Here is a 22235-nt window from a genome sequence, read left to right on the forward strand (position 1 = left end):
CCCGCATGACGGTCACCTCGAAGGAAATCATCCATCGTCTCCTCCCCATCCTCAGCGCTCAGGCGATCGGCCTCGCGAGCGGCGTCGCGGGAGTGTGGCTGGTCTCGCGCTTGGTCACCCCGGCGGATTATGGCGCCTACGGCGTGTTCATCGCGCAGGCCACGATTGGGGCGAGCGTGGTCTACGCAGGTCTGCTCCAGTTTGTCAGCCGGCACTGGCAGGCAGCTCCGGACCGATTCACGCTGCTGCGGGAAACCCTGGCCGCGATGGGAAGTAAAATACCTTGGCTGCTGATCGCCTGCGCGGCGGCCACGCTGCTCACGGCACCGCGTCAATGGGTACTTTATGCCAGCTTACTTTTCGCCTGCGCGTTGTTGGTGACGGTCGCGCAGCTCGCTCAAACGGCCCTGCAGGCCGCCCGCGAACACTGGCGCGACCTGGGCATCTCGGCCGGCCTTTCGGTCACGCGATCTTTCCTGCCGCCGCTGTGCTACGTGACGACGGGGGCTGGTCTGACGGCATTGCTGACGGCTTTCCTGTTGCACGCTGGCGCGGGTGCGGCCCTTGGTGCGGCGGCCTTGAGGCGCTGGCGTCGCGGGGCCTCGCTCCCACCAGCGATTCCGATGCTATCGTCGGTCTACTCGGGCCCGCGCTTCGTAGCGCTGGCAGCAGCCGGATGGATTCTCGCCGGGCTCAACCGCTGGATTGTCGCGTGGTTCTTCGGTGTGGAGCAGGCCGGATACTTCAACCTCGCGACCAATCTCGGCGCCGTCCTGCCGTGGATGGTCGGGGTGGTGTTGCTGCAGTATGTGCAACCGCAATGGTTCGCTGCCGACGCGAGCGATCCAGCGGCACGCGAACACCTGTTGCGCGCGGTCGACCGCATCGTGCTGCTCTACGTCGCCGTTGCTCTCGCGGCCGCGGCCACCGTTCACGCCTGCGTACCGCTGCTAACCGGAACACTGATCAGCCCGCGCTACGCCGACGCCTCCGGGTTCGTCTTCATGGCTGGCGCTTCGGCAACGGCCGGCTCGACGGGCGTCTTCTATCATGCGCTGCTCATGGCAGCGAAGCGCGAGCGGGCGTGCAGCGCCGTCGACCTCGGCGGCGCCGCCTGCCTCATTGTTGGCGGCGTGGTCAGCGCCATGGCCGGATTGGCTTGGTTCAAGAGCTGGCTTTTGTTTTCTCCGGTCGTGCCGTGGCTGGTCAACCGCACGCTCGCCCGACGCGCGCTATCCGGGCGTTAACGGAAACGTGCCTGCCTCAATCCTTCCTTCACGCAAAACGATTGGTCCGCAGTGAACACCCGTTCGCCAATCTCGCGCCGGCCGCTACGCGTGCTCCACTGCGTCTCGCACTTGGCGCTCGGCGGCGCGGAGCGCATCGCTCTGACGATCATCACGGCGCTTCGCGCGGAGATCGATTTCGGACTCTACGCGGTGCGCGGACTCGGTGATGGAACCGTGGGTGAGTCGCTGCGCGACGAAGTCGCGCAGCTCGGCATCCCGCTGTATCTCGGGGCCCCGGTCCCAATGCGATTTGGTGGGATGATTACCGGGGCGGTCGGACTGGCGGCCGCCGCGCGGCGATTTGCGCCCGAGGTGATCCATCTTCACACCGAAATCCCCGAGGCGAGCTACGCTGCGCTGGCGGCGGTGCGTCCGTCACTCGCCCGCGTTCCGCTGGTGCGGACGATTCATAACTCGGTTTATTGGGAATTCTGGCGGCCGCTGGGACGCTGGAGCGACCGTCGGATGAGTCGGAGCCTCTGTGCCGCCGTATCGGCCGATGCGTTGAAAGCGGTTCGCCGGCTGCGTGCGGAATCAGGTGCGGCGCCGTTTTCCGCCGAGCCGCTCGTGATCTACAGCGCGGTGGCTCCTGGGCCGGCCAAAACCGTCCAAGCCGCGCTGGCTTCCGATGAGTTGCGGATCATCTTCGGCGGGAGATTTGAGCCCGAGAAAGGCGCGGATCTGCTGCCGCAGATCTTGCGGGAGGCGATCGTGCCGGCCGGCCGCCGCTGTCGGCTGTGGATCTTCGGCAGCGGCACCCATGCGCCGCAACTTCGCGCGTTGGCGGCAGCCTCCCCGGCCGGCTGGGCGGTAGAGGTGCATCCGCCCGTCGCCGATTTCCGCGCCCGGCTGGTAGAGGCAGATATCGCGATTGTGCCCTCACGTTTCGAAGGACTGGGGTTAGTCGCGATCGAGGCGGCGCTGGCTGGAGTGCCCCTCGTGGTCACGGACGCACCGGGGTTGCGCGAAGCGGTCCCGCCGGAGCATCCCTGGCGGGCGAGCCCCGGCGACCCCGGCGGTTTCGCCACGGCACTCAGCGACGCGCTCGCGCACCCTGAGCGCTGGCCCGCAGCGGTGCGCGCGGCGCAACGGTTCGCTGCGGAACGGTTCAGCATGGCCGCGATGCGCGATAGCTATCGGGCGTTGTATCGGCAATCGCTGGAACAGCCCCGAACATCGTAGGTGAGCGCGATTCGAGTGGAGCCCACCGTCCTCCGCGGGCTTGAGCTACGCCGACACAGCCTACCGGACGGCAAGCTCCACCTTGTAATCACCACCCAACGGCGTTGACCAAACCCGGATTGTGCGCTGCGGTCACCGCATCTCGTCGCTTACTGCATGCGCCTGAACTGGTCTTCTATCGTGGCCGCGACGGCTCTCGGCCGCCCATGAGTCTGTCACCACTGTGGCGCACGCGTTTGGTCGCCGTCGGCGCGGCGGTCGTCGCGATGTGTGTTGGCGTCGCCGTCGCGAACGGAAACTATTTCTGGCCGCTGGTGCTCGCGGCAGCGGTCGCGCTGTTCGCGGTCGCGCAGTGGCAATCGCGTCCGCTCACCACCCTTCTGCTCTGCGGGTTGGTTTTCGGCTATATCGTCGGTAACCGCGGGTTCGCCCAGTTGATGCCCTTCCCCGGCGTCCCGCTGTTGCCCGCCGAAGCGGTGCTCCTGATCAGCGGCACGCTGCTTCTCGTGCAATCGGCGTGGCGCCACGAACTGCCGATTCGCCGCGACGTACTCAACCTGCTGTTGCTGGTCTGGCTGGCGGCCGGAATAGTTCGCGTGATCTTCGATTTTTCGGAGTTCCGGTTTGTCGCCATTCGCGACTTCGCGACGGTCTACTACACACTGTTCTTCTTCCTCGCGCAGGACGCGGCTCGCACGATCGGCGCGAGGCGGGCCGTGATGAACACCGTGCTGATCGGCTGCGTCGTACTCTTCGGCACGCACCTAGTCTACGAACGCTACCCCGGATTCTTTTTCAACACGCTGACGATCGGCGGCTCGCCACTGATCGCGTACAAAGGCGACTTGGTTGGCACCTTCCTGGCCGTCGGTTCGCTGCTGTTTTTTCTGTGGTTTGAACAACGCCAACGTTGGTGGCTCGTCGCTGCCAGCCTCGGATTCGCGGCCGCTGTGATTGCCGCGGGCAACCGTGCACCGATGCTCGGATTAGCAGTCGTGGCAGCCTGGCTCGCCCTCGGTCGCCGCTGGCGGTTCGCCGCGCTGCTCGGCGGCAGCGGACTCGCGGCCGCCCTGATCATCCTCGCGGTCGCAGCTACAACGAACACCTCCTGGGAGAAGACCCCGCTGTTCGGCGCCTATGAACGCGTCGTGTCACTGGTGGATCCGCTCGGGCAGCGTAGTTATCGGAGCGCAAACACTGCGATGAAAGGCGATAACAATCTCTTTCGCGCGGTCTGGTGGCGCGCAGTGGCGACCGAAACGGTGCAGGAGAACCCCTACCTGGGGCTGGGGTTCGGCCGCGATCTGGCCGACCGCTTCCTGCGGGAATACTACCCGGAAGGCAGCGACGAATTCACCGCCCGCAGTCCGCACAATATCCTGCTCACGATCTTCGCGCGGATGGGCGCGCTGGGGCTCGGGCTCTTCGTCGCGGCGATGGCCGTGGTCGCCGTGCGGACATGGCGCGCGATCCGTGCTGGTCCGGACGCAGCGGCGCCTTGGTGCGCCGCGTGGGTGATTCTGATCAGTGCGTGCTTCGGCGTCGTGCTCGAAGGACCAATGGGCGCGGTCGTGTTCTGGACGCTGCTCGGGCTGGCGCACGGAACGGCGGCCGAAGCCGGCAAGGAGCAGAGGGAAGAAGGCAGCGCACAGCCGGAGGAGATCGCCACACCTGCGACGCTGTAGGGCTGGATCTCCTGATCCTGCCGCAATCCCGCCGACGCAAGAAATGCGCCGCGCCGCGATTGCCAAGCGTTGCGCAGCCCCTCTAGTGTGCGCGCGCCGTGAACCTCCCGTCCCCCACCGAAACCGTCGCGATGTTCAAAACGACGACGCGCGGCCGGTGGGACCTGCTCACGCCGGTCACGCTGGTGCTGCTGGGGCTGATCGGCATCGCATTCATCTATAGTGCGCAGCATTCCGTGCCCGTCTCCGCCAGCTCCTCGATTCTCGGCCGGGAATGGTTCAAGCAGGTCGTGTTTCTCACCCTCGGCGCGGGGCTCTACCTGGTCGTTTCGCTCATCGACTACCGATTCTGGCTCGCGGTGTCGCACTGGTTCTATCTCGCCTGCCTCGTGCCGCTGCTGATCGTGCTGATCCCCGGCGTAGGCGGCGCCGCGGCCGAAAAGTGGGGCGCCAGCCGCTGGATCGACTTTGGCTTCTTCTCCTTTCAACCCTCCGAAACCGCGAAGGTCGGCGTGCTCCTGATCACCGCCAGCCTCCTGATCCGGAGCGAGATCGGCACCGTCCGGCAGTCACTCAGTGTCTTGGGGAAATTGGCCCTTGCGGTGGGTGCACCCATGTTCTTGATCTTGCTACAACCCGACCTCAAGTCGGCGATCGTCCTACCCCCCATGGTTTTCTCGATGCTTTACGTCTCAAAGCTGTCGTCGCGGTTCTTCGCGGCGGCGCTGGGAGCGTTCCTGCTCATCGTGGGGCTGGTCACTTGGGACAGCGTCAACTACGTGCGGTTCATGGACGCGCACGGCTACGACTATACGCGCGATCGCGGCAAATTCGAGGCGGCCGGCAACGAGATCATGCCGTTCCACGACTACCAGCGGAACCGCATCCTGGCCTTCGCCGCCCCGGAGAAAGTCGATCCGCAGGGCACGGGCGTGGCCTACAATCTTTCACAATCGTTGATCTCCGTCGGCTCCGGCGGACTCGGCGGCAAGGGCTGGACCGAGGGCACGCAGGCGCAGCTCGGCTACCTGCCGCGCTCGGTCGCCCACAACGATTTCATCTTCTCGGTCATCGCCGAGGAAAAAGGTTTTCTGGGAAGCCTCACGGTTCTCAGCCTGTTTGGGATAGTGTTGTTCAACGGCATCCGCATCGCCGGTCTCGCCCGAGACCGCTTCGGCACCCTGCTCGCCATCGGCGTCACGGTGCTGTTCGCCGTGCATGTGTTCGTGAACATCGCCATGACCATCGGGCTGGTGCCCATCACGGGCATACCACTTCCCTTCATCAGCTACGGTGGCTCCTTTGTGCTTAGTTGCTGCTTGCTGCAAGGACTGGTCCAGAGCGTCTATCGCTTCAGGAAGGACTTCACATGAAGTCGCTTCTTCGCGCTATCGACCGCTCTGCCGGAATCTCCTGCGCCGCACCTACCGCCCTCGGGGTCGCCGTGTTCAACACACCCGACATCCGCCATGAGCGATCAACCGCAGTCGCAGTCCAGCCCTGGGATCCCTCAGGACATCATCCGCAAATACGACGAAGAGCTCGTTAATCCGCCTGCCCCGGGCGAGGTCGGTCCGGTCACGGCCGCCGAGCTCAAGGCCGGTGCGGCCGAGCGCGCCAAGCAACGACCGTTTCTCCAAAAGATCTTGTCCGTTTTCCAAAAGGAGAAGGGCTCCTATCGCGAGTTGATCATCAACTCCGAGCCGCTGGAAAAACGCGTCGCGCTGCTCGTCGACGGCCGGCTGGAAAAATTCGAGATCGAGCGCGAGTCGGACAACCGGATGGTCGGCGGCATCTACAAGGGCCGCATCAAGAATCTCGACGCCGGCCTCAAGGCGGCATTCGTCGACATCGGCTACACCAAGAACGCGTTTCTGCATTACTGGGACATGCTCCCCGCCGCCGCCGACTCGTCCGTCGAGGTCGTCCGCGTCAACAAGAAGAAGAATGCCCCGCCGCGGCCGGTTGACCCGACCGTGAAGGACATCCCGCAGATGTATCCGCCGGGCACGGATATCGTGATCCAGGTCACGAAGGGCCCGATCGGCACCAAGGGCCCGCGCACCACGACGAACCTTTCCATCCCCGGCCGCTACCTGATCCTCACGCCGTTCTCCGATGGCTGCGGCATCTCCCGGAAGATCGAGGATCCCGCCGAGCGCAAGCGGCTGAAGCAGCTGATCAACGAGCTCACGATTCCCGAGGGCATGGGCGTGATCGTCCGCACCGCCGGCGAGGGCAAGAAGGCCCGCTATTTCGTTCGCGATCTGCACATCCTGCTGAAGACCTGGCAGGACATCACGAACAAGATGCAGAACGAGCGCGCCCCGGCCTGCCTCTACCAGGAGCCGGATCTCGTCGAGCGCACCGTGCGTGATTTCCTGACCGAGGAGGTCGACCGCGTGCTGATCGACAACCGCGAGGATTTCGAGCGCACGCAGCAGCTGGTGGCGATGATCTCGAAACGCTCCGCCAACAAGATCGCGTTCTACAAGGACAGCATCCCGATCTTCGAGCGGTTCAACATCGAGCGGCAGATCGAGCAGACCGGCCAGCGCAAGGTTCCGCTGCCGTCCGGCGGCGAAATCGTCATCGACGAAACCGAGGCGCTCATCTCGATCGACGTGAACACCGGTTCGCACAAGAGCCGCGGGGGCGACGAGAAGAACGTCATCTACGCCGTCAACCTCGAGGCCGCGACCGAGATCGCGCGCCAGATCCGGCTGCGCAACCTCGGCGGGCTGGTGATCATCGACTTCATCGACATGAAGGAGCGGCGCCACCGCAACGCCGTCTACGAGAAGATGGTCCAGGAGATGTCCTCGGACAAAGCGAAGAACCACATCCTGCCGATCTCGACGCTGGGCATCCTGCAGATGACGCGCCAGCGCCAGCAGGAATCGCTTTCGAGCAATCTCTACACCGACTGCCCGTATTGCCGTGGCCGCGGCATCGTGAAGTCGGCGACGACGATGTCGGTCGAGCTCCAGCGCAAGCTGAGTTCGGTGGTGCGGCGGCTGCAATTGCGCAACGACGGCCGGGAGTATTCGCTCCGCGTCTTGGTGCACCCGAGCATCCTTGAGCGCCTGCGCAGCGAGGACGCCGAGCTGCTGGTGCGGATGGAGAAACTCTTCGGCGTGAAGTTGGCCTTCCGCGCCGACCCGAACTATCATCTCGAGAATTTCAAGATCATCAACGCCCTCACCGGCGAAGAGTATCGGTAGAGGCGTCGACCGGACCGATTTCGCGTCAGGGGACTAATTCCGCTTTCGGCGGATGAGTGCCGTTTCTTAGGGCCGTGGCGGGAACGCCACGGCCTTTCTCATTCATGCGCCCAACGCGCACGATGTTTGGCGCGCACGCTTCACGTTGGAGCGCGAGTGCGGCCGTGAGCTTCGCCGTCGACCTTTGGCGTTACGAAAACGGTCCGCCATGGAATTTTCTGCGTCGTTGGGAATCTGACTACCACGGCACCACGCCGCTCAAAATCGAAGCTGAATCAGAAATGAAAACCGCCATCGTCATCATGTCCGATCCCAGGGCCGGAGAGGAAGCCTTGGGGCGTTTGTTCAACGGTCTCGCCGTCGCCGACGAGGCATTGAAGGCCGGCGACCACGTCGCGATCGTCTTCAACGGCGCGGGCACGCGCTGGCCGGGGGAACTCGCCCAGCCGCAGCATCCGGCACACGCACTCTACCATGCGGTGCGCGAGGCCGTGCACGGTGCCTCATGCGGCTGCGCCGCAGTATTCGGCGCAACGCAAAGCGTGGAAGCCGCCGGCCTGCCGTTGCTGAAGGACAAAGCCCTCCCAGGCACCCCGGGCATCTTGAACCTGCATCGCTACCTCACCGACGGCTGGCACACGCTCGTCTTTTGAAGAACCGCTGCCGCCACCGCTTCAGTTCGCTATAACCACCAACCCATCCCACCAACCATGAAATTCATCTCACGTTTCCTTGCTCCGCTCCTCTTGACCGCCGCGCTCGCTTTCGCCCGCGGGCCGGTGAACGCCACCAGCCATTCCCACATCGCGCTTCAGGGTTACGACCCGGTCGGGTTCTTCACCGACGCGAAGGCGGTCAAGGGTAACTTCGCCCTCTCCGAAACCTACGATGGCTACACCTACCTGTTCGCCTCGGAGGCCCACCAAAACCAATTCAAATCCAACCCGGAGAAATACCTGCCCGCCTTCGGCGGCTTCTGTGCCTTCGGCGTCTCCAAGCGTAAATTCGTTCCGGTCGATATCGACACGTGGGAGATCGTCGACGGCCGCCTGATTCTGCAATTCAGCCAAGACGTCAAAAAGAAGTTCGCCGAGGACAAAGCGGCGAACCTCCGACAGGCCGACGCCAACTGGCCGAAGCTTGCCATGAGTCCCGACGAGTAAGCGAATGCGCGTGGCGGCGAGCCGGCTCATCGGCTCGCCGTTTTCACTTCATCTCCCCCGCGTCGCGTCTGCGCTGACGCACCCGCAACTCGAATATATTCGGTTTCGTTCCCTTCGCGGTGTGCCCGCCGCCACCACGCTCGCGCGTTCGCGCTCGGCGCGCCGCAGCGGAATAATCCAGTGCGGCGAACGTCTCATCCCAATGCCTGCGCAACTGGGACGTTCGATCGACGATCACAAATCCTCGCCCTCGGACGGAGTCCGGCTCGCTGGCATCGTCACCGCGGTGGCCTGGGGTTTTCTTGCGTGCCGCTCGCACACCTCCCACACGGCGCTGCTGGCGGCGATGCTCGCTGCGGTCGCGATCGCGTGGCTGGCGCTCGGCTGGGCGTGGAGGCGAGTCACGCTGCGCCATTCCCGCGAGATTCTGTTGTTCGCCCTACTCTTCCGGTCAGCCGCTTTCTTCGCGCTTCCGGTGATGGAGGACGACTACCACCGTTTCCTTTGGGACGGCTATCGGTTCGCGGTCACCGGCGATCCTTATGCCAAACCACCGCAAGCGCACTTTTCCGACGACACGATTCCTCCGAAATTTCGCGGCGTGCTCGACCGGATCAACCATCCGGACGTGCCAACGATCTATGGGCCGCTGCTGCAATGGGCCTTTCGGCTGAGCCACGGAATCGCGCCCGCGCAGCTCTGGCCGTGGAAACTGATTCTGCTCGCGGCCGAGGCGACGACGATCGTGGTGCTCTGGGCCGGCTTGGGCGCGCGCGGCCGGCTGCTGCTGGCATGGTGCCCGCTGGCGATTTTCGAGACGGGGTTCAACGCCCACCCGGACGCGCTCGCGATCATGCTGCTCGTGCTGTCGTGGCGATGGTCCCGGAAATCGCTCTCGGTGGCCGCCGGTTTGGCGGCCGGACTCGCCGTCGCCACCAAGGTCTTCGCGCTGCTCATCATCCCGTTCGTGTTGTGGCGGCTGGGCCGTCGGGCGTGGGCGGCTGCGCTGGGGACGATCGTCCTGCTTTACGCGCCCTTCTGGTTGCGCGGAAGCGCGGCCGATCTCGCCGGACTGCGTGCGATGGCCGGCGAGTGGGAATTCAATTCGAGCCTCTTCGCCATCGCCAAGGCAGTGCTGCCGCTCGACATGGCCCGGGCGCTGTGCGGACTCGCCTTCGGTGTGGTCTGGCTCGCGCTGCTGCGGCGGTGGGCCACCTCATCGGATCGATCGCGCGCTATGGTCCGCGGGCTGCCGCCGGGCGAATGGATTTATGGTGCCTTTCTGCTGCTCTCCGCGACGGCGAATCCCTGGTATTTCCTGTGGCTCTGGCCGTTCGTCGCCGCACGTCCATCCAGCATCGGCCTCGCTGCGCTGGCGGCCGTGAGCCTGGCGTATGTCACCGGCTTGAACCTCGGCGACGGCTCTCTCGGAAGTTTCGAGCACCCCGCCTGGCTGCGGCCGCTCGAGTTCGGTCTCATAGGCTGCGCCGCGTGCTGGGACGCGCGGAAACAAAAAACCCGCCCGGGAACACTCCCGGACGGGTCCGCGTCTCGCCAAGCCTGGTGATCAGAATTTGAAAGGCAGGCTGATGCTGAAATTGTAGATGGTCGCATCACCGGTGTTTCGCACCGTGCCCATTCTTTCGGCCACGAGGAACCGATAGCTGCGTCCGCCGCCGTCGGTAAACGCCAGCCCGCCTTCGACGAACTGCGTGATCTCCTTCACCCCGGGGAAGCCGAAGCTCGTGCCGAAACCCGGTCCGCCGATGTCGCCACCGCTCAGGCCCTGCGTCCGCCGATAGCCGATGTTGACGCCGAACGCACCGAATTGCTTCGCCAGGCCCGCGGTGCCGAAGAGGTCGTCGGGCACGCCGTGGTTGCGATTCCGATACCCCAGCTCGCCGTAGGCGGCGAAACCGTCGCCGAACGATTTGCCGGCCGCGAGCGACGTTTCGAAGCCACTCGCGCCGTCGCCGGGATTGATCGGCGGCAGCGTCGTTGGCACGTCGTAGTTGCCCGCAAAGATCGCACCGACGCGCAAGGTCAGCGCCGGCCGCTCCGCGGTTTCCTGAAGGATTGCGTAAGTCAGCCCCAGTTGCGAGTCGTCGCGGCCGCTGCGTTTGAAATTCGCGCCCGGCGGCGAGAATTTCACCTCGGTGTAACCGACGCTGGCGTCGAGCGCGAAGCCGGGCGCGAGCCCATAGTCGAAGCGCAGGGAACTCGTGCGCTGCGTGATGTCGTCCGGAAGCGACATCCGCGCCGTCCCGGCGTAGAAGGTGTCGTAGGACTGGAAGGTGTAGTTCGGCGTGACGACCAGCTCGCCGGGCTCGGCGAGCCAGATATTTTGGGCGGAGCCGGTGTGGGCGGCCGCCAGGCCAGCGACCGAGGCGAGCGTGAGTTTGAGGAGCGAGGAAATGTTCATGAAGGGAGTGGAGGTTTTTGGACGTGTGCAGCGGATCACTTCTTCATCGGGAAGCGCTGCTCGACGAAATACTCGAGCGCCTCGAGCTGCGCGTCGCTCAGCTTGCCGGCGAGGGCCGGCAGGTCCTTTTCCCGCATGGCCTCGGCGGGCAGTTTCCTTTGCGCAGCCTGCAATCGTGGCCGCTGCGCGTCGGCCTCACCGCCGCCGGGCGTCATGGCTGCGCCTTCGTAGACCTTCTGGCCGAGGCCGTATTTCGCACGATCCAGTTTCATGCCGCTGGTGGATTTCGCCGGCGGGGATGGCGGGCGGCCGGCGTAGCTGCCCGACGCGAAAGCGGGCACGGCGGCCGTCGCCCCGAAGAGCGCGGCGAGGAGAGTGAGACACACGGAGGATTTTCTCATGACGAGTTCGTTTGGTTTAGGTTGGGAATGCGTCGATGTGACGACCGACGGCGCGGCTTATTCCATCACCCGCGCAAACCGCGCGAACCGCCGACGGGAGCGGCCGCGGAATAAAGCGGCCGCTCGACATTCATATCCGCGTGGACGATGTGGACTACGAACAAGCCGTGGCGCTGTATCACGAGGATCTTTACCGGTTCGCGTTCAGCCTCGCGCGCAATCCCGACGATGCCTGCGACCTGACCCAGGAATCCTACTGCCGGCTGCTCACGAAGGGCGGCCAGCTGCGCGATCGCACGAAAGTGAAGTCCTGGCTCTTCACCACCCTCTACCGGACGTTCCTCGGCCGGAAACGCCACGAGAAGTATTTTCCCCACGCGGAGCTTTCCACGGTGGAGCGGGAACTGCCCGCACTGACGCCCGATCTCGTCGACAAGATCGATGGCGACATCGTCATCGAAGCGCTGAACGAAATCGACGAACACCACCGCACGCCGCTGGTGCTCTTCTACCTGCAAAGCCTCTCCTATCGCGAGATCGCGGAGCTGCTCGACGTGCCGATCGGCACGGTCATGTCGCGCCTCTCGCGCGGCAAAGCCCTCCTCCGCGCGCTCGTCACCGCGCGCGCCTTGCAGCCCGCCACCTCCAACGTGATTCCGCTGCCCGCCCTGCAGCGGCTCAGAAACTAAACGCCATGAACCGAGAGGAAGCTCAATTCATCCTCGGAGCCTATCGTCCCAACAGCGAGGATGCACAGGATCCGCAGTTTCAAGAGGCGCTCACGCTCGCGCGACGGGACCCGGGACTTGGCCACTGGTTCGCGGAGCAGCAGGCGATCGATCGCATCCTGGCCGCGAAGGTTCGTGCCCGCCCGATTCCACCGCAACTGAAGACCCAGCTCCTGCTCGCGCGTGCCACCGGCGCGTGCCAGCCCCGCTGGCGCCGGCCGGTGTGGCTCGCCGTCGCGGCGTGTGCTGCGCTCCTGTTCGTCGCCGCGGGCACGCTTCTGTCGCGCCGCGTCCACGCCGCCCGTCTCGCGGAATTTCGCAGCGCGATGGTGGCGGCCTCGCTCGAACGGCGTAACCACGCCGACGTGGAGGGGCTCGACGCCCAGGGCTATCAGCACTGGCTGGTCGCGCATCGCGGGGATCCCGATTTCGTGCTTCCTCCCCGCCTGGCCGAACGAGGGATCTCGGCGTGCAAGGTCGTCGAGTGGCGGCAGAGCCGCGTGACGATGCTTTGCTTCCAATTCTCCGGCGGTCACGTCGACGTTTTTGTCGTCAACGCCGCGGACCTCCCTCGCCTGCCGCTCGGCCCCACGCCCGCGCTGTTCGCCGACGGCAAGGTGACGAGTGCCGCGTGGCGGCACGAGGGGAAGATCTATCTTGCCGCCAGCGCGATGCCCTCGGCGGACCTGCAGAAACTGCTTTAGCCCACCATGCCCACCGAACACGCCGTCAAGCAACGCTACGCCGCCGCCGCGAAAGCTCCCGAGGCCGCACTCTGCTGCCCCGTCGATTACGACCGTCGCTACCTCGAGATCATTCCCGCCGAGGTCATCGAAAAAGACTACGGCTGCGGCGACCCGTCACGTTACGTCAAACCCGGCGAGACAGTCCTGGATCTCGGCAGCGGCACGGGAAAGATCTGCTTCATCGCCGCGCAGGTCGTCGGCCCGCAGGGCCGCGTGATCGGCGTCGACATGACCGATGAGATGCTCGAGGTCGCCCGGCGCAACGCGCCGGTCGTCGCCGAACGCCTCGGCTACGCCAACGTCGAGTTTCGCAAGGGTCGCATTCAGGACCTCGCGCTCGATCTGGAGCAACTCGATCGCGAGTTGGCGCGGCGCCCCATTTCCGACGCCACCTCGTTTCTCGCCGCGCAAGACCTGGCCGACGAACTGCGCGTTCGCGCGCCACTCGTCGCGGACGGCACGATCGATGTCGTTGTCTCCAATTGTGTGCTCAACCTGGTCGAACCACGCGCGAAGCGCACGCTCTTCGAACAGATTTCCCGCGTGCTGCGGCGAGGCGGCCGCGCCGTCATCTCCGATATCGTGGCCGACGAGCCGGTGCCGGACGCCTTGCAGCAGAATCCGGAACTGTGGAGCGGCTGCATCAGCGGCGCACTCACCGAGGAGGAGTTTCTGCAGGCATTCGCCGATGCGGGCTTTCACGGCATCCAGATGCTCAAGCGCGACACCGCACCCTGGCGCACCGTCGAAGGCATCGAATTTCGCTCGGTCACGGTGCAGGCCTTCAAGGGCAAGCAGGGGCCTTGCCTCGAGCGCAACCAGGCGGTCGTCTACCTCGGGCCGTTCAAGGAGGTGCTCGACGACGACGGCCATCGCCTGGTGCGCGGTCGCCGCCACGCCGTGTGCGACAAGACCTACCGGCTTTACCAGCAGGAGCCTTATCGTACCCACTTCGCCGCCATCGATCCGCTGCACGAAGTCCCGCTGACAGACGCGAAGCCGTTCGACTGCGCCGGCGCTCGTCTGCGGCATCCGCGAGAAACCAAGGGCCAGGACTACGATGCGACGACGACCGCCGCGCAATCCCGCGCCGGAGGTTGCTGCTGATGGCCACCTCCGCTCGTCATATTCGCCGGGCGCTGATCGCGATCGTGCTCGAAGTCTCCCTGGGATGCGCGGGCTTCGCGCAATCGTCGGCGATCGAGATCCGCAGTCCCGCCCATCACGTCACGCTGCTCGAGCTCTATACGTCCGAAGGCTGCAGCAGTTGTCCGCCCGCAGAGGCCTGGGTTGGCGGTCTGCGCAACGATGCGGGTTTGTGGACCGAGTTCGTGCCGCTCGCGTTTCACGTGGACTACTGGGATCACCTCGGCTGGCAGGATCCCTGGGCGGAACGGAGCTACGCGGATCGGCAGCGGCGGTATGCGGCGGAATGGGGCTCCGGCACCATTTACACGCCCGGATTCGTGCTCGACGGACGGGAATGGCGCGACTGGCGGAGCCAGCGCACCGCGCTGAAGGCGGTGGCCGCGAAGGCTGGTGTGCTGACCGCGTCATCGACCGATGGCCGACAATGGGCGATCACCTTCGATGCCGCCGACGCACCGGATCGCGCCGACGTCCATGCCGCGCTGCTTTGGAGTGGCGTGCATTCCGATGTGAAAGCTGGTGAAAACCGCGGCCGGCATCTGTCGCACGATTTCGTGGTCGCCGCTCTGACGCGCGCCCCCCTCACCCGACGGGGCGATGCGCTCCACGGCGAGGTGGCGCTGCGACCGGATCGGAAACCTCCCGCCGAGGCCCGGCTCGCTCTGGCCGTGTGGGTCACTCGCCCCGGCGAGTTGTCGCCGCTACAGGCGGCCGGCGGCTGGCTGCCTGGCGCCGCAGATTGAGCACATCTCACGTGGCCATGATCACTGTCATCGTTCTCCTCGCCGTCTGTTTTCTCGCCTACGCCAACGGCGCCAACGACAACTTCAAGGGCGTCGCCAGCCTCTTCGGCAGCGGCACGACGAGCTATCGCACCGCGATTTCCTGGGCCACCGTCACGACGTTCGCCGGCAGCGTGGCGGCGATTTTCCTCGCCGAAGCGCTCGTCGGCAAGTTCTCCGGCAAGGGTTTGGTGCCCGATGCGCTCACAGCCTCGCCGCCCTTCCTTCTCGCCGTCGCGCTCGGCGCCGGCGCGGCGGTGATACTTGCCACGCTGCTCGGGTTTCCTGTTTCCACGACCCACGGGCTCATTGGCTCTCTGGTCGGGGCCGGCACCGCGGCGGCGGGGCCCGAGGTCGACTTTGCCGTGCTGGGCCAGGCCTTCGTGCTTCCGCTGCTCGTGAGTCCTCTCCTCGCGATCGCCACCGGTGCCTGCGTCTATGGGACGCTTCATCGCGGGCGAATCCGCTCCGGAATCACACGAAACACCTGCGTGTGCGGCGGTCTGGAGAATCCCGTCGCTTTGCCAGTCGTCGCCAGCGGAGCCGCGGCATTTTCCCGTCCATCGTCGACGCTTACTCTGACCGTCGGTGACAACGCGGCCTGTGCCGCGCGTTACGACGGACGCGTGTTCGGTGTCGACGCAGGTCGGCTGCTCGACGGCCTGCACCTGCTCAGTGCCGGCGCGGTGAGTTTCGCCCGCGGATTGAACGACACGCCGAAGATCGCGGCGCTGCTGTTCGCGGTTCATGCGCTCGATCTCCGCTGGGGACTCGCCGCTGTCGCGAGTGCGATGGCCATCGGCGGCTTGCTGAATGCGCGCAAGGTCGCCGACACCATGAGCCATCGCCTCACCTCGATGAACCCGGGGCAGGGCTTCGCCGCCAACCTCTCCACCGCGGCGCTGGTCACGACGGCGAGCCTGCACGGCCTGCCGGTCAGCACGACGCACGTGAGCGTGGGCGCACTGCTCGGCATGGGCCTGGTAACTCGACAAACGAGATGGAAGCCCGTTGTCGGCGTGCTCGCCGCGTGGGTTGTCACGCTGCCCTGCGCCGCCCTTCTGGGCGCGCTGGCCTACGTCCTGATCCGGTGAACACGTTTCGTCCCGCTCCATGCGCCAGCGACTCATTCTTATGCTCAAATTTCCGCGGCCCGGCACGGTGAAAACGCGGCTGGTGCCGGCGCTGGGCGCGCACCGCGCCTGCGAGCTCTACTGCTCGCTCGTCCGACACACCCTCACCGAGGTTGAACGTTTCAAGGCCAGCGCTGAAGTCGCGGTCGAAGCGCGCCTCACGGACGCGCCGGATGAGGCCGCCGCTCGCGCTTGGCTCGGCGGTGACATCGTGATTCGGGACCAGGACGACGGCGATCTCGGCCAGCGCATGGATCGCGCCGTGCAGGTCGCCTTCGCGGAAGGCGCCGAAACGGTCGCCGTGATCGGCGGAGATTGTCCGCAGCTTACGGACCGTCATCTCGCGTCCGCATTCGCCGCCCTCGAACAGGCCGAAGCCGTCATCGGCCCGGCGGCCGACGGCGGTTACTATCTGATCGGCCTCCGCCGGCCGCTGCCGACGCTTTTCCGTGGCGTTTCCTGGGGCGGCGCCGACGTGCTGGCCCAGACGCTCGCCAACGCCCGTGCGTTCGCAATCGAGATATCGCAGCTCGCGACTCTGCGCGACTTGGACGTGCCCGACGATCTTCCGCTCTGGACGCAAACTCCGGTCGCGCGCGCTGCAGGTCGTGGCGGCGTGTCGGTCGTCATTCCGACGCTCAACGAACAGGAGCAGCTACCCGCCACGCTCGCCGCGGCGCGCCGGGAACATCCGCACGAGATCATCGTCACGGACGGAGGCAGCACCGACCGAACGCTTGAAATCGCGCGCCGTCATGATGCCCTCGTGCTCGAGGGGTCGGCAGGCCGGGCCCGCCAGATGAATCGCGGGGCGGCCGTGGCCACGGGCGAGTATCTGCTTTTCCTGCACGCGGACACAGTGCTGCCCGCGATCTATCCGTCGCTCGTGAAAACGACGCTCGCCCGACCGGGCGTCGTCGGAGGCGCTTTCAGGTTTGCCGTCTCCGGTGAGTTTCTCGGCCGCCGACTGATCGAGCGCGGTACAAACTGGCGCGCGCGCTACCGGCAACTGCCCTACGGCGACCAGGGAATCTTCGTGCGCGCCGACACTTTCGCGCAGCTCGGCGGTTATGCCGACTTGCCGATCATGGAGGACTACGAGTTCGTGCAGCGGCTACGCCGATTCGGCCGGCTCGCACTCGCGCCTGCCGCGGCGCTGACCTCCGGGCGCCGCTGGCGCGAGCTTGGACCGTTGCGCACGCTGCTCGTCAATCAGCTCGTGATTCTGGGGTATTGCCTCGGCGTGTCGCCGGTCAGGCTCGCCGACTGGTATCATCGGCCTCGGTCGTGGCGGACGTTCCGACCCACGCGGCCAGGGAATAAAGTCCCGGTTACGACGTCCCTCTTTCCAGAATGATCTCTTTTGACCAAAAACTCGCCGCGCACGGCCTGACGTTGACCCGCCGCAGCGTGCAAACGCTCCAGATCAACGTCGGCCGGAAGTGCAATCAGGCCTGCCGTCACTGTCACGTGGATGCTGCGCCGTGGCGGACGGAGATGATGGACGCGACGGTCGCCGCACGGGTGTGCGAATGGATTCGGGCGCACCGCCCCGAGGTCGTCGATATCACCGGCGGCGCGCCGGAGTTGAGCGAGCATTTCCGCACGTTCGTCGAGACCGCCCGCGACTGCGGGTGCCGGGTGATCGATCGCAACAATCTCACGATCATCGAAACGCCCGCCTTCGCGTGGCTGCCGGACTATCTCGCCGCTCACGAAGTCGAGGTGGTCGCGTCGCTGCCCTGCTACAGCGCGGAGAACGTCGACGCGCAACGCGGCGAAGGCGTGTTCGCGAAAAGCATCCGGGCCCTGCGCAAGCTCAACGCCGTTGGTTACGGCACGCGCCTGCCGCTCAGCCTCGTCTACAATCCGCTCGGCGCGAAACTTCCGCCGCCGCAGCCCGAACTGGAAGCCGAGTACAAGGCGGAACTGCGCACGCGTTTCGGCATCGAGTTCACGCGGCTCTTCGCCCTCGTGAACCAGCCTATCGCCCGTTTCGCGCAGGACCTGCGCGAGCATGGCGAGTGGGACGCCTATCTCGAACTCCTCGCCAACAGCTTCAATCCTGCGACGGTGGACGGTCTCATGTGTCGCTCGACGCTGAGCGTCGGCTGGCGCGGCGAAATCTACGACTGCGATTTCAACCAGATGCTCGGCCTGCAGCTGCGCAACGGCAAGGCGCTCCACCTATGGGGCGTGACGCCCGCCTATCTGGCCGGCGGTGCGATTCTCACCGGAGCGCACTGCCTCGCATGCACGGCCGGAGCGGGCAGCAGTTGCACGGGCGCGCTCAATTGAATCGGCCAACGCCGGCACGATTCGGGTTTTGACTCGCGATTTCCGTGCTCGGTCGGCGCGGCGTTCAGCCCGTGCTGCGCCACCGACTCGTGCAGCATGCGGCGGAGGATCGCCCGGTCTCCACGCCGCCGCGGGCGAATCGCAGTTTCGCCACCGTCGTCAGAATCCCCCAGCCCGCGCGCCAAACGCCGGCAAGGTTGCCCGAAATCTTCGACTCGCCGGCGGCCCGCGGATGGAAATGCACCGGCACCTCCGCAATCCGCAGTCCGTGCTCGAGCGCGCGCACCTGCATCTCGACATTCCAGCCGAAGCCGCGATCCCGTAACGCCAGTCGTTCGAAGGCGTCCCGTCGGATCACGCGCAGCGATGCGAGGTCGCGAAACCGTCGTCCCCAGCCGAGCGCGATCAACGCGCAACCCAGGGCATTGCCGAATCGCTGCATCGGCGTCAGCCGACGGCGTGAGTCGGGCCGGGTGACGCGCTCCCCGAGCACGAGCGCCGCGCCGCTGTCGATCTCGGTTTGAAACGCCGCCGCCGCGCCCTCGATCCGGTCGCTGCCGTCGGCGGAGCTGAACAGGATCCATTCGATGGTTGCCGGCAAATCGCGGGAACCGGTCCACGCCGCCGCGCCGTATCCGCGCCGCGGTTCCGTGCGTACCTCCGCACCGGCTTCACGCGCCCGCGCCGCCGTGGCATCGGTGCTCCCGTTGTCCACGACGCGAACGAGCGCAGCCCCCCACTTTTGCCAGTAGTGCACCGTGTCGGCGATGCACGGTGCTTCGTTCAACGCCGGGATCAATACGGCGGTGCGTCCCAGGAAATCGGGATTCACCGCAGTGGATCGACGAAGGAGAGGCGTCATCGCCAGATGGGACGCCGCGACCGGACGGTTATTCCGCCGGAATAAATCCGGCGGGTCGCCGTCTCATGCTCGCATGATTCCGTTCCGCAGTTTGCTGTTGCTCCTCGCTGGTCTGGCCTCGCTCGCGCCCATCGCCCGCGCGTTCGACCACAGCCACGCGCTTTTCGATCGCGTGCTGAAAGCGCAGGTCCGCGACGGGCGGGTCAACTATGCGGCGCTGCAGGCCGCGCCAAAACCGCTCGACGACTACCTGGCGCAGCTCGCGGCCGTCACCACGACCGAGTTCGATGGCTGGTCGCAGCCGGAACGCCTGGCGTTTCTCATCAATCTCTACAACGCCGCTACGTTGAAGCTCATCATCGATCACTATCCGGTGAAGAGCATCCGCAGCATCGGCTGGCTGCCGGGCGCCGCGTGGAAGCAGGAGGGAGTCGAGGTCTTCGGCCGAAAGATCTCACTCGACGAACTGGAGCACGGCATCATTCGCCGGGACTACCGGGAGCCTCGCGTGCACTTCGCCCTCGTCTGCGCGGCGCGCGGCTGCCCGCCGTTGCGCGAAGAGACGTTCGTCGGCGCACACCTCGACGCACAGCTCGAAGACCAGGGAAAAAGATTCCTAGGCACCGCAGCGAAGAACCGGGTCGATGCCGCGAGCCGCATCGTTTATCTTTCGCCGATCTTCAAGTGGTTCGCGGAGGACTTCGGCGGGACGGACGGTGCGGTGCTCCAGTTCGTGGCACCCTTCTTGTCCGAGGAGGCGCGACGCGTGCTCGCTGCCGGCGACTGCAAGATCAGCTACACCGACTATGACTGGTCGCTGAACGATCAGGGGAGCCCATGAGCATCGTCCGGAAAATCGTCCTCGCGCTCGGGATTGCGGCGGTGCTGGCAGCGCTGGTGGTCTTCGATGCGCGAGCGCTTCTGCACGAAGCGCTCGGATGGATCGAACGTCTCGGAGCGTGGGCGCCCGTTGGGTTTATCCTGCTTTACATCGCCGCCACGGTTCTCTTCGTGCCCGGCTCGGCGCTCACGCTCGGCGCTGGCGCGCTCTTCGGCGTCGGGTTCGGTTCGGCGCTCGTCTCGGTGGGCGCCACGCTGGGCGCGACGGCGGCGTTTCTGGTCGGGCGGTATTTTGCCCGCGACTGGGTGGCGGCGAAGATCGCGGGCAACGCGTCCTTCGCCGCGATCGACCGTGCCGTCGCCCGCGAGGGCTGGAAGATTGTCGGACTCACGCGGCTTTCCCCGGCGTTTCCCTTCTCGCTGCTCAATTATGCCTTTGGGCTCACCCGCGTCTCGCTGCGCGACTACGTGCTTGCCTCGTGGATCGGCATGATGCCGGGCACGGTGATGTATGTGTATCTCGGTTCCCTCGCGCGGGCCGCGACCCAGCGCCAGCGCACCCCGGCCGAATGGGCCCTCTACGGCGTGGGTCTCGTCGCGACGGTCCTCGTGACGGTCTTCGTCACCCGCCTTGCGCGCGCAGCCCTCGCCAAACGCTCCTCGCCGTCGGTCGTGCCTCAGCCATGAAACACCCGCCATTGCTTCAACCGTGGGATGAGCACAATCGCCGGCTGCAGGCGCACGTCCATCCGTCAGACTGGAAAAGTCCCACGCCAGCGCCGCGCTACAATCTCGTCGTGATCGGCGGTGGGACCGCGGGCCTCGTCACGGCGGCGGGTGCGGCCGGCCTTGGCGCGAAAGTCGCGCTCATCGAGCGCCACCTGCTCGGCGGCGACTGCCTGAATGTCGGCTGCGTGCCTTCCAAAGCGCTCATCCGTGCCGCACGGGCGGCGGCCGAGGCACGCGCGAGTGCCCGCTTCGGAGTGAAAATCACCGGCGAAGTGGCGGTGGACTTTTCCGCGGTGATGGAGCGGATGCGCCGGCTGCGCGCCGACCTGAGTCCGCACGACTCCGCCGCGCGCTTTCGCGAGCTGGGCGTCGATGTCTTCATCGGCGAGGCGCGTTTCGCCTCCGGCGACACCGTGCAGGTCGGCGGGCAGGCGCTGCGCTTCGCCAAGGCAGTCATCGCCACGGGTGCGCGTGCCTCGGCTCCGCCCATCACCGGCCTGGCGGAGGTGCCTTATCTCACCAACGAAACCCTTTTCTCGCTGACCGAGTTGCCGCGCCGCCTCGCGATCGTCGGCGCCGGTCCGATCGGTTGCGAGATGGCGCAGGCTTTCGCTCGTTTCGGCGCGGAGGTCACACTGATCGAATCGGCGGCAGGCATTCTGCCGCGCGAGGATCGCGAGGCCGCCGAAATCCTGCGCGCCGCGCTCGAGCGCGACGGCGTCAGGATTCTCTGCGATGGACGGGACCTGAAGGTCGCCCGCGCTCCCGACGACGGTGTGATTTGGCAGCTCGCCTCGGCCGGCCAGCAACAGGCCGGCCACGCCGACCGGCTCCTCGTCGCCGTCGGCCGGGCGCCGAATGTCGAGGGACTCGGGCTCGAGGCCGCCGGAATCGCGTTCGGCCGGCAGGGGGTGAAGGTGGACGATTTCCTTCGGACAACGAACCGACGCGTCTACGCCTGCGGCGACGTGTGCTCGCGTTTCCAGTTCACGCATGCGGCCGACTTCATGGCGCGGATCGTCATCCAGAACGCTCTCTTCAAGGGTCGCCGCCGCGTCAGCGCGCTCACGATTCCGTGGTCGACCTATACCTCGCCGGAAGTGGCGCAGATCGGGCTCGGCCCCGCCGACGCGAAGGTGCGTGGTCTGGCGATGGACACCTTCACCCAGCCGCTCGCCAAAGTGGATCGGGCGATCCTCGACGACGAAGCGGACGGCTTCGTGCGGGTCCACGTGCGTCGGGGCACGGACCAGATCGTCGGGGCGACGGTGGTTGCCGCGCACGCCGGCGACACGATCGGCGAACTCTCGCTGGCCATGACCAACAAGATCGGTCTCGGCCGCGTCGGGGCCGCGATCCATCCCTACCCCACGCAGGCCGAAGCGATCCGCCGAGTCGGCGACCTCTACAGCCGCACCCGACTGACTCCGTGGGTGAAACGGGTTTTCTCCTGGTGGCTCGCGTGGCAACGGGCCGAGTTCGGCCAGCGCAGGTCACCGCAAGCACGACCTCACCCGCTCATGGCGCCCTGAGCCCGCACTGACAGACGCCGCAGGGTTTTCGCCATCAGCGTTGAGCCCGGCCAGCGCACTGTGCCACGCG

21 protein-coding genes are annotated in these 22235 nt (G+C 66.0%); 18 read left to right on the forward strand and 3 right to left on the reverse strand.

From position 1 onward, the window contains the following. Nucleotides 1–5: 5 nt before the first annotated feature. The 8 genes from OTER_RS01450 to OTER_RS01485 all read left to right on the forward strand — a co-directional run bounded on the left by OTER_RS01450 (nt 6) and on the right by OTER_RS01485 (nt 10110). Nucleotides 6–1247 carry a lipopolysaccharide biosynthesis protein gene (locus tag OTER_RS01450; RefSeq protein WP_012373117.1) on the forward strand — a complete coding sequence of 414 codons (1242 nt, stop codon included), beginning with the start codon at nt 6–8 and terminating at the stop codon, nt 1245–1247. Between the two features lie 51 nt (nt 1248–1298). Continuing rightward, a complete protein-coding gene (locus OTER_RS01455; protein WP_083767570.1) occupies nt 1299–2471 on the forward strand; it encodes a glycosyltransferase family 4 protein in 1173 nt (390 codons plus the stop codon). 206 nt (nt 2472–2677) lie between these two features. After that, entirely contained in the window at nt 2678–4156 is a 1479-nt protein-coding gene (locus OTER_RS01460) for an O-antigen ligase family protein (RefSeq protein ID WP_012373119.1), read from the forward strand. Nucleotides 4157–4254: 98 nt separating this feature from the next. Continuing rightward, nucleotides 4255–5529, forward strand: coding sequence for an FtsW/RodA/SpoVE family cell cycle protein (locus OTER_RS01465; protein ID WP_237702429.1), 1275 nt, complete (start codon nt 4255–4257; stop codon nt 5527–5529). Nucleotides 5530–5625: 96 nt separating this feature from the next. Then, nucleotides 5626–7380, forward strand: coding sequence for an Rne/Rng family ribonuclease (locus tag OTER_RS01470; RefSeq protein ID WP_083767571.1), 1755 nt, complete (start codon nt 5626–5628; stop codon nt 7378–7380). 104 nt (nt 7381–7484) lie between these two features. Beyond that, nucleotides 7485–8033 (forward strand): DsrE family protein, encoded by a 549-nt coding sequence (locus OTER_RS01475; protein ID WP_237702430.1) that lies wholly within the window; start codon nt 7485–7487, stop codon nt 8031–8033. A gap of 93 nt (nt 8034–8126) precedes the next feature. Beyond that, a complete protein-coding gene (locus OTER_RS01480; RefSeq protein WP_148217965.1) occupies nt 8127–8543 on the forward strand; it encodes a YHS domain-containing (seleno)protein in 417 nt (138 codons plus the stop codon). Between the two features lie 202 nt (nt 8544–8745). Then, on the forward strand, nt 8746–10110 hold the full coding sequence (locus OTER_RS01485; protein WP_148217966.1) for an MptA/MptB family glycosyltransferase: 1365 nt from the start codon (nt 8746–8748) through the stop codon (nt 10108–10110). Here OTER_RS01485 and OTER_RS01490 read toward each other — a convergent pair whose 3' ends face one another. Together OTER_RS01490 and OTER_RS01495 are read right to left on the reverse strand one after the other, a co-directional pair. Next, nucleotides 10111–10965: a hypothetical protein gene (locus OTER_RS01490; protein ID WP_012373125.1), complete on the reverse strand. Its 855-nt coding sequence runs from the start codon at nt 10963–10965 to the stop codon at nt 10111–10113. Nucleotides 10966–11000: 35 nt separating this feature from the next. Beyond that, the gene (locus OTER_RS01495; protein ID WP_012373126.1) at nt 11001–11366 is read right to left on the reverse strand and encodes a hypothetical protein; all 366 of its coding nucleotides are present in this window, start codon (nt 11364–11366) and stop codon (nt 11001–11003) included. Between the two features lie 140 nt (nt 11367–11506). On the opposite strand from OTER_RS01495, the gene OTER_RS01500 reads away from it, so the two are divergent. The 7 genes from OTER_RS01500 to arsS are packed head-to-tail and all read left to right on the forward strand — an operon-like array spanning nt 11507 to nt 18202. Further along, on the forward strand, nt 11507–12055 hold the full coding sequence (locus tag OTER_RS01500; RefSeq protein ID WP_012373127.1) for an RNA polymerase sigma factor: 549 nt from the start codon (nt 11507–11509) through the stop codon (nt 12053–12055). A 5-nt stretch (nt 12056–12060) separates the two neighbouring features. Beyond that, a complete protein-coding gene (locus tag OTER_RS01505; RefSeq protein WP_012373128.1) occupies nt 12061–12798 on the forward strand; it encodes a hypothetical protein in 738 nt (245 codons plus the stop codon). Between the two features lie 6 nt (nt 12799–12804). Next, nucleotides 12805–13947, forward strand: coding sequence for a methyltransferase domain-containing protein (locus OTER_RS01510; RefSeq protein WP_012373129.1), 1143 nt, complete (start codon nt 12805–12807; stop codon nt 13945–13947). After that, entirely contained in the window at nt 13947–14732 is a 786-nt protein-coding gene (locus tag OTER_RS01515) for a DUF1223 domain-containing protein (RefSeq protein WP_012373130.1), read from the forward strand. The genes OTER_RS01510 and OTER_RS01515 overlap by 1 nt, the downstream gene beginning before the upstream one ends. Before the next feature lie 17 nt (nt 14733–14749). Then, nucleotides 14750–15865 (forward strand): inorganic phosphate transporter, encoded by a 1116-nt coding sequence (locus tag OTER_RS01520; RefSeq protein WP_012373131.1) that lies wholly within the window; start codon nt 14750–14752, stop codon nt 15863–15865. A gap of 40 nt (nt 15866–15905) precedes the next feature. After that, complete coding sequence (locus OTER_RS24765) at nt 15906–17261, forward strand: TIGR04283 family arsenosugar biosynthesis glycosyltransferase (RefSeq protein WP_083767842.1); 1356 nt, start codon at nt 15906–15908, stop codon at nt 17259–17261. Next, on the forward strand, nt 17258–18202 hold the full coding sequence (gene arsS / locus OTER_RS01530) for an arsenosugar biosynthesis radical SAM (seleno)protein ArsS (RefSeq protein WP_012373133.1): 945 nt from the start codon (nt 17258–17260) through the stop codon (nt 18200–18202). Before OTER_RS24765 ends, arsS begins: the two co-directional genes overlap by 4 nt. A 64-nt stretch (nt 18203–18266) precedes the next feature. Here the strand turns inward: arsS and OTER_RS01535 are convergent, their stop codons facing one another. Further along, the gene (locus OTER_RS01535; RefSeq protein ID WP_272940898.1) at nt 18267–19034 is read right to left on the reverse strand and encodes a glycosyltransferase; all 768 of its coding nucleotides are present in this window, start codon (nt 19032–19034) and stop codon (nt 18267–18269) included. Nucleotides 19035–19137: 103 nt separating this feature from the next. Here OTER_RS01535 and OTER_RS01540 point away from each other — a divergent pair, with 103 nt between their 5' ends. From OTER_RS01540 to OTER_RS01550, 3 genes are read left to right on the forward strand one after another with little or no spacing between them, the layout of a single operon-like run. Continuing rightward, nucleotides 19138–19905, forward strand: coding sequence for a DUF547 domain-containing protein (locus OTER_RS01540; RefSeq protein ID WP_012373135.1), 768 nt, complete (start codon nt 19138–19140; stop codon nt 19903–19905). After that, nucleotides 19902–20591, forward strand: a complete 690-nt coding sequence (locus OTER_RS01545; protein WP_012373136.1) for a TVP38/TMEM64 family protein — start codon at nt 19902–19904, stop codon at nt 20589–20591. The genes OTER_RS01540 and OTER_RS01545 overlap by 4 nt, the downstream gene beginning before the upstream one ends. Further along, the gene (locus OTER_RS01550) at nt 20588–22165 is read left to right on the forward strand and encodes a mercuric reductase (RefSeq protein WP_012373137.1); all 1578 of its coding nucleotides are present in this window, start codon (nt 20588–20590) and stop codon (nt 22163–22165) included. Before OTER_RS01545 ends, OTER_RS01550 begins: the two co-directional genes overlap by 4 nt. Nucleotides 22166–22235: the final 70 nt, after the last annotated feature.

The organism is Opitutus terrae PB90-1 (assembly GCF_000019965.1).
GTDB classification, from domain to species: domain Bacteria; phylum Verrucomicrobiota; class Verrucomicrobiia; order Opitutales; family Opitutaceae; genus Opitutus; species Opitutus terrae.